This is a genomic window from Microbacterium sp., from assembly GCF_036277215.1.
Taxonomy (GTDB): domain Bacteria; phylum Actinomycetota; class Actinomycetes; order Actinomycetales; family Microbacteriaceae; genus Microbacterium.
In genome coordinates this window covers 1-9,342 of sequence record NZ_DASUNI010000095.1, presented here as the reverse complement: position 1 = coordinate 9,342, position 9,342 = coordinate 1, and the positions used below count along the sequence as shown (strand labels likewise).

The following is a 9,342-nucleotide window of genomic DNA, read 5'->3' as shown; positions in this document are numbered from 1 at the left end:
GATCGCGGCGGCTTCGTCGATGCGGCGGCGCAGCCCGTCCGGGTCTTCGAGCGTGCCGGACTTCGTGGTGACCAGCCCCAGCTCGACGACCTTCGGGCCCTCGGGCAGGAACCGCAGCGGCTCGAAGCCGCCCGCGCGCTCGCTGTCGTACTCCAGGAAGTACCCATCGAAGGCGGTCTCGCCCAGCAGCTGCTCCGCCACCGGCTCGTATCCGCCCGAGGAGATCCACGTCGACCGGAAGTTGCCGCGACACACATGGGTCGTGATCACCAAGTCGTCCGGCTTGTCGCGCAGCGACGCGTTGATCAGCGCCGCGTACCGCTCGGCGAGGTGATCGGTGCGGATGCCGCGCTCCGCGGCCTTCGCGAGCTCGACGTCGGAGCACAGGTACGCCCAAGCCGTGTCGTCGAACTGGAGGTACCGGCATCCGGCGTCGTAGAACGCCTGCACCGCGGCGCGGTACGTCGCGGCGAGGTCCTCGAAGATGTCGTCGTGTCCGCCGTAGTGCGAGCCCTCCAGGGCATCGCGTTCGAGGCGGAAGTCCAGGACGGTGGGGGCGGGGATGCTGAACTTCGGCACCACGCCGGCGGCCTCGGCCACCGGCTTGAGGAAGCGGAAGTGCTCGAGCATCGGGTGATCGGCCGGGAAGCCGATCTTGCGGTCGATGTGCAGGCCGAGGGGACGCGTCTGGACGCCCTGGAACTGGATGCCGTGGTCGAGCTCGACGACGCTCACACCGTCCAGCATCCCGAAGAAGTCGAAGTGCCACCACGAGCGGCGGAACTCCCCGTCGGTGGCGAGCTTGAGGCCCGCAGCGGCCTCGCGGGCGACGAGCGCGGTGATCGCCTCGTCCTCGACGGCACGCAGCTCTGCGGCGTCGATCTCGCCGGCGGCATGGCGGGCGCGGGCGGCCTTGACGGCATCTGGACGGAGGAAGCTGCCGACGATATCGGCGCGGAACGGCGGGTTGACAGACATGCCGCCAACCTTAGTTCAGGGGCTGGGAGCGCCGCGCGGACGTTTCCAGTCGTTACGCCTCGGCGCGCTGGGAGATCGATTCGAGGTACTCCATCGAGCGCACCGAAGAGTTCACGAGCGGCCGGAACCGCCCGCCGGCGGTCGCGGCCGGGTGGCCCGTCGGCAGGTACGCGGCGCGCATCGCCGCGCTGATCTCGGAAGCCGCGTGCGTCAGCAGCTCGATGTGCCCGAGCGGAGACGCCTCGTCGTTCGGGACGACCACGCCGATCGCGGCGATCACATCGCGATGCGCGCCGTACACGGGCACCGCGATGCCGCGCGACTCGGGGTGGATGTGACCGTCGCACACCGCCCAGCCGTCGGCCCGCACGCGACGCAGCGCCGCATGCAGCTCGGCCTCGGTGTGGATCGTGTTCGGGGTGTAGCGGCGCAGCGGGGCCGACAGCACGGCGTCGACCACCTCCTGCCCGGAGTGAGCGAGCAGCACGAGACCGCTCGAGGACGCGTGCAGGGGGATGCGCCCGCCGATGAGAGTGGCATTCACGACGGCGTCCCGTGCCGACAGCCGGTCCAGGAACAGCACCTCGGTGTCGCTCAGCACGCTGAGCTGGGTGTGCTGTCGCACGCGCGCGTGCACGGCCTGCAGGTACGGACGGGCGAGCTCACGCAGCCCCAGCGCCCCGGGCGTGCGGCACGCGAGTTCCCACAGGCGGACACCCAGCCGGTAGGTGCGGTCGGGGAGGCGCTCGAGAAGCCCCTCGCGTTCCAGCTCGGCGACGATGCGATGGGCGGTGGAGGGCGCGAGGCCCGACCGATCGGCGATGTCGGTCAGCGTGAGGAACGGGACGGCGGCTTCGAACGCACCGAGGACGCGCAAGTGCTTGTGAAGGACTGATTCCCCGTCGGATGCGCGAGCCATCGAACTCCTCCTCGAGCCGAGCGGATGCCGGGGGCGACGGCCTGCGCCATGCTAGTCAGGATTCCGTTGAACGGAAAGGGTGCGAGGGCTGAGGAGCCCGGTGTTCTAGCGTGTGAGGACAGCGCACAGCGTGAGCCGCTCGACCCGGAATTCGTTCCAAAATCGTTGACAATCTCGTCCCGGATCCATAGCGTCTTTCTAGAGCGGTCGGTGAGCGCCGCTGCACCCGCGAGCAATGATGCGATCTGGGGAAAGGTGACACATGGCCGCGCGGCTCAACCTCAGCGAGGTCTCGCTCCGCTTCGGTGGCATCAAGGTGCTCGAAGAGGTGAGCTTCGATGTGGAGCCGGGCGCGATCTTCGGTCTCGTCGGCCCCAACGGCGCCGGCAAGACCTCCCTGTTCAACTGCATCAGCGGGCACTACAAGCCGTCCTCCGGGTCGATCAAGATCGACGAGACGGAGGTGTCCGGCTCGCAGCCCTCGGCACTCTCGCGCCACGGGCTGGCCCGCACCTTCCAGCATCCGGCTCTTCAGCTGCATGCGACGGTGCTCGAGAACGTGCTGCTCGGCGCCCACACCCGGCTGCCGGGTGGCCCGGTGGAATGGGCGCTGCGACTGCCTCGCACGTCCCGGTCCGAGCGCAGCCTGCGCGCCGAGGCGCGCGATCTGCTCGAGCGGAACGGACTCGGCTGGGCCGCCGACCTGCACGCGGACGAACTGTCGCACGGCCTGCACAAGGGCATCGAGCTGTGCCGCGCGCTGCTGTCCAAGCCGCGGCTGCTGCTCCTGGATGAGCCCGCCGCCGGTCTGCCGCACGCGGAGGTCGAGCAGTTCATCACCACCATCAAGCGCCTGCGCGACGAGGAGGACATCACCATCGTCATCGTCGAGCACCACATGGGCCTGATCGCTGCGCTCACCGACCGCGTCGTCGTGCTCGACCACGGTCGCAAGCTGATGGAGGGCACGGCCGCCGAGGCGCAGTCCGACCCGCGCGTCATCGAGGCGTACATCGGCAAGGAGGCCGCCGATGACGCTGCTTGAACTGAAGGATGTGACCGCGTTCTACGGACCGGTCCAGGTGCTCGACGGCGTCTCGCTCACTGTGCCCGATGGGGGCGCCGTCGGCATCCTGGGCGCGAACGGCGCGGGCAAGACGACCACGCTCCGAGCGATCAGCGGCACCGTCCGGGCCGGTGGCAGCATCACCTTCGACGGCAAGGACATCCGCGGGATGCGGCCCGACAAGGTCGCCGCGCTCGGAATCGCGCACGTTCCGGAGGGACGGGGCACGCTCTCGGATCTGACGGTGCGCGACAACCTGCGGGTCGGCGCATACCTTCGCAAGGACCGGAAGGGCATCGAGGCCGACATCGACTACTGCCTCGATCTGTTCCCGAACCTCAAGGAGAGGTTCCGCTCGAACGGATCCGCGCTGTCGGGAGGTGAGCAGCAGATGCTCGCCGTGGCGCGCGCCGTGATGGCGAAGCCGCGCATCATGCTCCTGGACGAGGCCTCGCTCGGGCTCGCCCCGAGCACCGCCAAGAACGTGTACCAGGCCATCGGCCGGCTGCGCCGCGAGTCCGGTATCGCGATGCTCGTCGTCGAGCAGAACGCGAACCTCGCCTTCACGCTGGTCGACACCGCGACGGTGCTCGAGACCGGGCGCAACGCGCTGACCGGGACGTCGGCCGAGCTCAAGGGCATGGACGAGATCCGTCGCGCCTACCTGGGGGGCTGACCGTGGGCACCTTCGTACAACTCGTCATCGACGGCCTCTCGGCCGGCTCGATCTACGCCGCGCTCGCACTGGCGATCGTGCTGGTGAACCAGGCGACCGGGCTGATCAACTTCGCACAGGGCGGGATGGCCGTGCTCGCGGCGTACTTCGCCTACTCCTTCATCCAGTGGGGCGTGCCGCTGATCCTCGCCATCCTGCTGTCGATGCTCGCGTCGTTCGTGCTCGGCGCGCTGATCGAGCGCTTCCTGATGCGCCGATTCGAGCAGGGCGACCCCGACACCGCCGTCGTGGTGACGATCGGCCTGCTGACGCTCATCACCGGGCTCTGCGGCTGGATCTGGAGCTTCAACAACCTGCAGTTCCCCTCACTGTTCCCGCTGCAGAACATCAACGTCCTCGGGGCGGTGGTCAGCGTCCGCTCCATCGGCACGACCCTGGTGATCGTCGGCATCATGATCCTGCTGCAGCTGCTGTTCATCGGCACCAAGCTGGGACTCGCGCTTCGCGCAGTCGCGGTCAACCCGCAGTCGGCGGCGTTCTCGGGGCTGCCGGTCGGACGGCTGCTGATGGTCGGCTGGGGACTCGCCGCCGCTCTCGGAGCCATCGCCGGCGCGCTCATCGCTCCGTCCCTCACCCTGACGCCCGGCATGATGGACGCCGCGCTCGTCTACGCGCTCGCCGCCGTCATCCTGGGCGGCCTGTCGAGCCCGATCGGCGTCGTGGTGGCCGCGTGGATGATCGGCGTGCTCGAGAACCTCGCCGCCGTCTACGTGCCGTTCATCGGCTTCGACCTGAAGATCGCGGTGCCGTTCATCCTGATCTTCATCGTGCTCATCGTCCGCCCCCAGGGCCTGTTCGGCCGGAAAGACGTGGTGCGGGTGTGATGGCCGCCGCTGCAGGTTTTCTGACCAAGCCGTGGGTGCGGTGGGTCGCGGTTGCCGTGGTCGTCGTGCTGCTGCTGGTGGCGCCACTGATCTTCCCCATCTTCCTGAACCAGACACTGGCCCGGATCGGCGTCTTCGCGGTCGCCGTGCTGGGACTGAACGTCGTCATGGGATACACCGGCCAGGTCTCGCTCGGCCAGATCTTCTTCGTCGGAGTCGGCGCCTACGTCACCGCGTACGGCGTGAACGCCGACTGGAACATCGCGCTCGTGTTCATCCTCGCGGCGCTCATCCCCGGCGTGATCGGCCTGCTCATCGCGCTCGCGGCGGCTCGGCTCGGCGGGCTGGCGATCGCGATGGTCACGATCGCGCTGCCCATCATCGGCGTCCCGCTCGCGAAACGGCTGTCGGAGTTCACCGGCGGCTCGCAGGGGTCCTCCGCGCGGTTCTCCGGCGCGCCCGAGTGGACCGGCCTCGCCGACGACCAGTGGCAGCTGTACATCGTGATCGCCATCACCGCGGTGGTCTTCCTGCTGACCCGCAACCTCGTGCGCGGCAAGTACGGACGCGCCTTCGCGATCGTCAAGGGCAACGAGGCCGTCGCCTCCTCGATGGGCATCTCGCCCTACCGCTACAAGGTGCTCGCCTTCACCATCGCATCGCTCATCGGCGGGATCAGCGGCTTCCTCTACATGGTCGTCGTGCAGTACACCTCTCCCGAGACGATGAGCTTCGGCCACTCCATCACGCTCCTCGCCTCGATGGTCATCGGCGGCGCGGGCAGCATCCTCGGCTCCCTCCTGGGCGGCGCCTATTACGTCCTCGCGCCGCAGCTGACGAACGCGATCGACTCGAGCCTCACCGCGGTGCTGCAGGGCATCATCCTGCTCGCGATCCTGTTCGTGCTGCCGGGTGGGCTCGTGTCGCTGCCGCGACTGTGGCGGCGCCGCAGGCGCGACGGCCACGGCGGAGCTCCCGCCGGCGGAGCCGGTTCCCACAGTGCAGCGACGTCGACCGTGGCACCGGATGTCTCGCCGAGCGCCGCGGCGGTCACCGCGGCACCGGTCGCCGCGCCCTCGACCCCCCCGGAACCCAACCCACCAACACAGTCAGAAGAGAAGAGGCAGGACACATGAGAACACTCCGCAAGAAGGCGCGGATCACCTCCGTCGTCGCGGGCATCGGCATCGTCGCCGTCCTCGCCGCCGGATGCGCCCGCGGCACGGCCGGCGACGACAGCGGCGATGCGACCGAAGGACCGGCTGAGGCCAGTCCCGGCATCACCGACACCAGCATCACGCTGGGCATCACCAGCCCGCTCACCGGGCCGACCGCCGGACCGGGCAACTGCACCGTCGACGGCGCCCTCGCGTACTTCGGCGTCAAGAACGCCGAGGGCGGCATCGAATTCGGCGACGGCAAGACCCGCACCGTCGAGATCAAGGCCTACGACGACACCTACGACCCGCAGAAGGCGCTGGCGAACTTCCAGCAGATGGTCTCGGATGGCGTCTTCGCCGCCGGAATCGGACTCGGCACCCCCACGAACCGCGCATGGCGTGAGGCCGCCATCGACGAGGAGGTCCCGCAGATCCTCGTCATGACCGGCGACCCGATCTTCAGCGACCGCGAGGAGAGCCCGTGGCAGCTCGGCCTGGTGCCGATCTACCAGCAGGAGGGCGGCGCGTTCGGCGAGCTGCTCGCCTCTTCGTCCGAAGAACACAAGGTCGCGATCCTGTCGCAGAACGACGACTACGGCGACGGTTACGTCGAGGGCTTCAAGGAGGCCATCGCCGGGGCCGACAACATCGAGGTCGTCAAGGAGCTCACGTACGAGGCGACCGACACGTCCGTCGACGCCCAGCTCACCGAGCTCGCGGCCAGCGGCGCGGACGTCTTCTTCAACGCGATGTCGATCACCCCGCTGGTGATCTCGTCGCTGAAGAAGACCGAGGAGCTCGGCTGGACGCCGAACTGGTTCCTGCCGTCCAACACCTCGAGCCCCGGCGGCATCCTCCAGCAGCCCGACGTGCACGCGGATGTCTTCCCGGGCATCTACACGGTGGCCTTCTCGCAGTCGGCGGCCAGCCCCACCTTCGCGGAGAGCGAAGAGGGCGCAGCCTTCCTCGAGGCGATCGCCGAGTACACCAACCAGGAGGGTGTGCCCGCCTTCCCGCACTGCGTGTGGAGCTGGATCGCGGCGGCGACGCTCGAGCAGGCCTTCGCCGAGATGACCGAGCCGACCCGCGAGAACTTCATGGAGGCGCTCCTGAGCATTCAGGACTACTCGGCGCCGTTCATGCTCGAGGGATCCGTCATCGACACGACCGCCGACGGCAAGCCCGCCGTATCGGACGTGCTCGTGCAGAAGTACAACGGCAAGGGCTACGCCCCGGCCGAGCAGTTCGGATGAGCCCAGCCCATCTGAGCTGAACAACCAGGAGGCCGGGGCGGTCCGCGCAAGCGGGTCGTCCCGGCCTTCGCCGCGTCCCGGCGACTAGCCTCGGCACGGGAGGACGATCGATGGCACGGGATCGCGGTGACGCCGAGGGGGTCCTCGAACGGGCGACACGGATGCTGCGCTCCTTCTCCGCGGACGACGAGAGTCTCACCGCCGCCGAGCTCGCCTCGCGGTCCGGACTCCCGCGCTCGACGGCGCACCGCCTCGCGACCGAGCTGGCCACCCTGAAGCTGCTCGACCGCCTGCCCGACGGCGCATTCACGATCGGCACCGGACTGTGGGAGCTGGGCGAACTGGCGCCGGTCTCGATGCGCCTGCGGGAGCGAGCCCTGCCGCACGTGCTGCGGCTCTATGAGGCGAGCGGCGAGAACGTGCACATCGCGGTGCTCAGCGATGGGGATCCCGCGACGGCCGAGGCGCTGTACGTCGCACGGGTCACGGGGCCCCACTCGATCCCGACGTTGAGCCGCATGGGGGGCCGGCATCCGCTGCACACGACCGGTGTCGGCAAGGCGCTGCTCGCCCAGCGGGACGACGACTGGCTCGACCTCTTCTTCCGTCGAAGCCTGGAACGCGAGACGGTGCATTCGATCGTCGACGAGCGGCAGCTCCGCGACGAGATCACGATCGCCCGCGAGCGCGGATTCGCCACCACGCGTCAGGAGATGACCCTCGGCAACGTGTCGATCGCGGCATCCCTTCCACCCGTCGCCGGGCTGCCGCCCGCCGCGGTGGGGGTCGTCACCCACCTGGCCCGCGCCGACGAGCGGCGCCTCGGAGCCCTGGTCGTCGCCGCGGCCCGCGACATCGCGCGCGACCTGATCGACTGAAGAGGATCTCGAATCCCACCCAGTGGGACGCCCCGCTACGCGAAATCGGTGTTCCGTGTGAACCTGAGCGGGAGCATCCGTCGAAGGAGACCCATGACCATTGCACAGTCGTCCCGCGAGGAGGAGGCGTTCTCGTCCTCCGTCGTGCTGGAGCAGACCGCCGCCGCACCCGAAACCCTGCTGGCAACCCCGGTGCAGGTGTTGCAGAACGAGATCACGCAGGAGATCGTCGACACGCACCAGGCCGCGCAGGACCGCGAGGATGCCGGGGAGTTCCTGCCCATCTCCCTGCACGACTTCCCGCCTTACCGCTCCAGCATCCTTCGCCATCCGACGAAGAACCCGAAGCTCGTCGACCCCGAGACCATCGAGCTGTACTCCCCGGCGTTCGGGCAGCGCGACGTGGCCGCCCTGGAGGCCGACCTGACGCTGCAGTCCACCGGCGAGCCGCAGGGCGAGCGCATGACGGTCCAAGGTCGGCTGCTCGACTCGTGGGGTCGGCCGCTGGCGAATCAGCTCGTCGAGATCTGGCAGGCCAACGCGGCCGGCCGCTACATCCACCAGCGCGACCAGCATCCCGCACCGCTGGACCCCCACTTCGTGGGAGCCGGACGGGTCGTGACCAACGACAACGGCGAGTACAAGTTCACGACGATCAAGCCGGGCGCATACCCCTGGAAGAACCACGTGAACGCGTGGCGCCCCGCCCACATCCACTTCTCGGTGTTCGGCACCGGCTTCACGCAGCGCCTCGTGACCCAGATGTACTTCCCGGGGGACCCGCTGTTCCCGCTCGACCCGATCTACAACACGATCTGGCGGCAGAAGGACCGCGACGCGCTCGTCGGGCTCTACGACCACGACCTCTCGGTTCCGGAGTTCTCCATGGGCTACCGCTTCGACATCGTCGTCGACGGCCCGGATGCCACCTGGTTCGAGCCCGAGGAGGCACACGCATGACCCGCAAGCCCCACCCGTCGCGCGGCGCGTCGACGCTCGAAGCCACCGGCGGCCAGACGGTCGGCCCGTTCTTCGCGTTCGGCCTCGACTACGAGAAGAAGCACCAGGTCGTCCATCCGCACAGTCCCGGCTCGGTGATCCTCGGGGGGACCGTCTACGACGGCGCCGGCGCCCCCATCCCCGACGCCGTGATCGAGATCTGGGGAGCCGACGAGAACGGCGAGATCTCGCGTGCGCGAGGCGCCTTCCGCCGCGACGACCACACCTTCACGGGCTTCGGCCGTGCCGCGACCACCGACGACGGTCACTACGAGTTCTTCACTCGCAATCCCGGGGCGGTCGACGGGAAGGCCCCGTTCTTCTCCGTGATCGTGTTCGCGCGAGGTCTGCCCGACAAGCTCATCACGCGCATCTACCTCCCCGAGCAGGATGACCTCCTCGCGGCCGACGCGCTGCTGTCCTCACTCGAGCCGGACGAGCGCGCTACGCTCATCGCAACCCGCACGCCCGACGGGAACCTGCTTCACGACATCCGTCTGCAGGGCGAGAAGGAGACCGTTTTCCTTGC

The 9,342-nt window shown here is 68.9% G+C and carries 10 protein-coding genes; 8 read left to right on the top strand and 2 right to left on the bottom strand.

The window, feature by feature from the left end:
- Both VFX99_RS04870 and VFX99_RS04865 read right to left on the bottom strand, forming a co-directional pair.
- Positions 1-978 (bottom strand): 5-methyltetrahydropteroyltriglutamate--homocysteine S-methyltransferase (locus VFX99_RS04870; protein ID WP_329665189.1); only part of this gene is annotated, 978 nt, incomplete at its 3' end.
- A gap of 52 nt (positions 979-1,030) precedes the next feature.
- Positions 1,031-1,897: an IclR family transcriptional regulator gene (locus VFX99_RS04865; RefSeq protein ID WP_329665188.1), complete on the bottom strand. Its 867-nt coding sequence runs from the start codon at positions 1,895-1,897 to the stop codon at positions 1,031-1,033.
- Between the two features lie 262 nt (positions 1,898-2,159).
- On the opposite strand from VFX99_RS04865, the gene VFX99_RS04860 reads away from it, so the two are divergent.
- The 8 genes from VFX99_RS04860 to pcaG form a co-directional block, all read left to right on the top strand.
- Positions 2,160-2,942 (top strand): ABC transporter ATP-binding protein, encoded by a 783-nt coding sequence (locus VFX99_RS04860; RefSeq protein WP_329665187.1) that lies wholly within the window; start codon positions 2,160-2,162, stop codon positions 2,940-2,942.
- Positions 2,929-3,639: an ABC transporter ATP-binding protein gene (locus VFX99_RS04855; protein ID WP_329665186.1), complete on the top strand. Its 711-nt coding sequence runs from the start codon at positions 2,929-2,931 to the stop codon at positions 3,637-3,639. The genes VFX99_RS04860 and VFX99_RS04855 overlap by 14 nt, the downstream gene beginning before the upstream one ends.
- A gap of 2 nt (positions 3,640-3,641) precedes the next feature.
- A complete protein-coding gene (locus VFX99_RS04850) occupies positions 3,642-4,523 on the top strand; it encodes a branched-chain amino acid ABC transporter permease (RefSeq protein ID WP_329665185.1) in 882 nt (293 codons plus the stop codon).
- Positions 4,523-5,659 (top strand): branched-chain amino acid ABC transporter permease, encoded by a 1,137-nt coding sequence (locus VFX99_RS04845; RefSeq protein WP_329665184.1) that lies wholly within the window; start codon positions 4,523-4,525, stop codon positions 5,657-5,659. The genes VFX99_RS04850 and VFX99_RS04845 overlap by 1 nt, the downstream gene beginning before the upstream one ends.
- Positions 5,656-6,936: an ABC transporter substrate-binding protein gene (locus tag VFX99_RS04840; RefSeq protein ID WP_329665183.1), complete on the top strand. Its 1,281-nt coding sequence runs from the start codon at positions 5,656-5,658 to the stop codon at positions 6,934-6,936. The genes VFX99_RS04845 and VFX99_RS04840 overlap by 4 nt, the downstream gene beginning before the upstream one ends.
- A 110-nt stretch (positions 6,937-7,046) precedes the next feature.
- Positions 7,047-7,814, top strand: a complete 768-nt coding sequence (locus VFX99_RS04835) for an IclR family transcriptional regulator (RefSeq protein WP_329665182.1) — start codon at positions 7,047-7,049, stop codon at positions 7,812-7,814.
- A 93-nt stretch (positions 7,815-7,907) separates the two neighbouring features.
- Positions 7,908-8,774, top strand: coding sequence for a protocatechuate 3,4-dioxygenase subunit beta (gene pcaH, locus VFX99_RS04830; RefSeq protein WP_329665181.1), 867 nt, complete (start codon positions 7,908-7,910; stop codon positions 8,772-8,774).
- Positions 8,771-9,342: protocatechuate 3,4-dioxygenase subunit alpha (gene pcaG, locus VFX99_RS04825; protein ID WP_329665180.1), on the top strand; the 572-nt coding region annotated here is incomplete at its 3' end. The genes pcaH and pcaG, both read left to right, overlap by 4 nt.

What these genes read in the sequence shown, in the direction of transcription:
- pcaH (WP_329665181.1), top strand. Translation starts at nt 7,908, where the DNA reads ATGACCATTGCACAGTCGTCCCGCGAGGAGGAGGCGTTCTCGTCCTCC.
- VFX99_RS04855 (WP_329665186.1), top strand. Translation starts at nt 2,929, where the DNA reads ATGACGCTGCTTGAACTGAAGGATGTGACCGCGTTCTACGGACCGGTC.
- VFX99_RS04845 (WP_329665184.1), top strand. Translation starts at nt 4,523, where the DNA reads ATGGCCGCCGCTGCAGGTTTTCTGACCAAGCCGTGGGTGCGGTGGGTC.
- VFX99_RS04840 (WP_329665183.1), top strand. Translation starts at nt 5,656, where the DNA reads ATGAGAACACTCCGCAAGAAGGCGCGGATCACCTCCGTCGTCGCGGGC.
- VFX99_RS04860 (WP_329665187.1), top strand. Translation starts at nt 2,160, where the DNA reads ATGGCCGCGCGGCTCAACCTCAGCGAGGTCTCGCTCCGCTTCGGTGGC.
- VFX99_RS04835 (WP_329665182.1), top strand. Translation starts at nt 7,047, where the DNA reads ATGGCACGGGATCGCGGTGACGCCGAGGGGGTCCTCGAACGGGCGACA.
- VFX99_RS04865 (WP_329665188.1), bottom strand. Translation starts at nt 1,897, where the DNA reads ATGGCTCGCGCATCCGACGGGGAATCAGTCCTTCACAAGCACTTGCGC.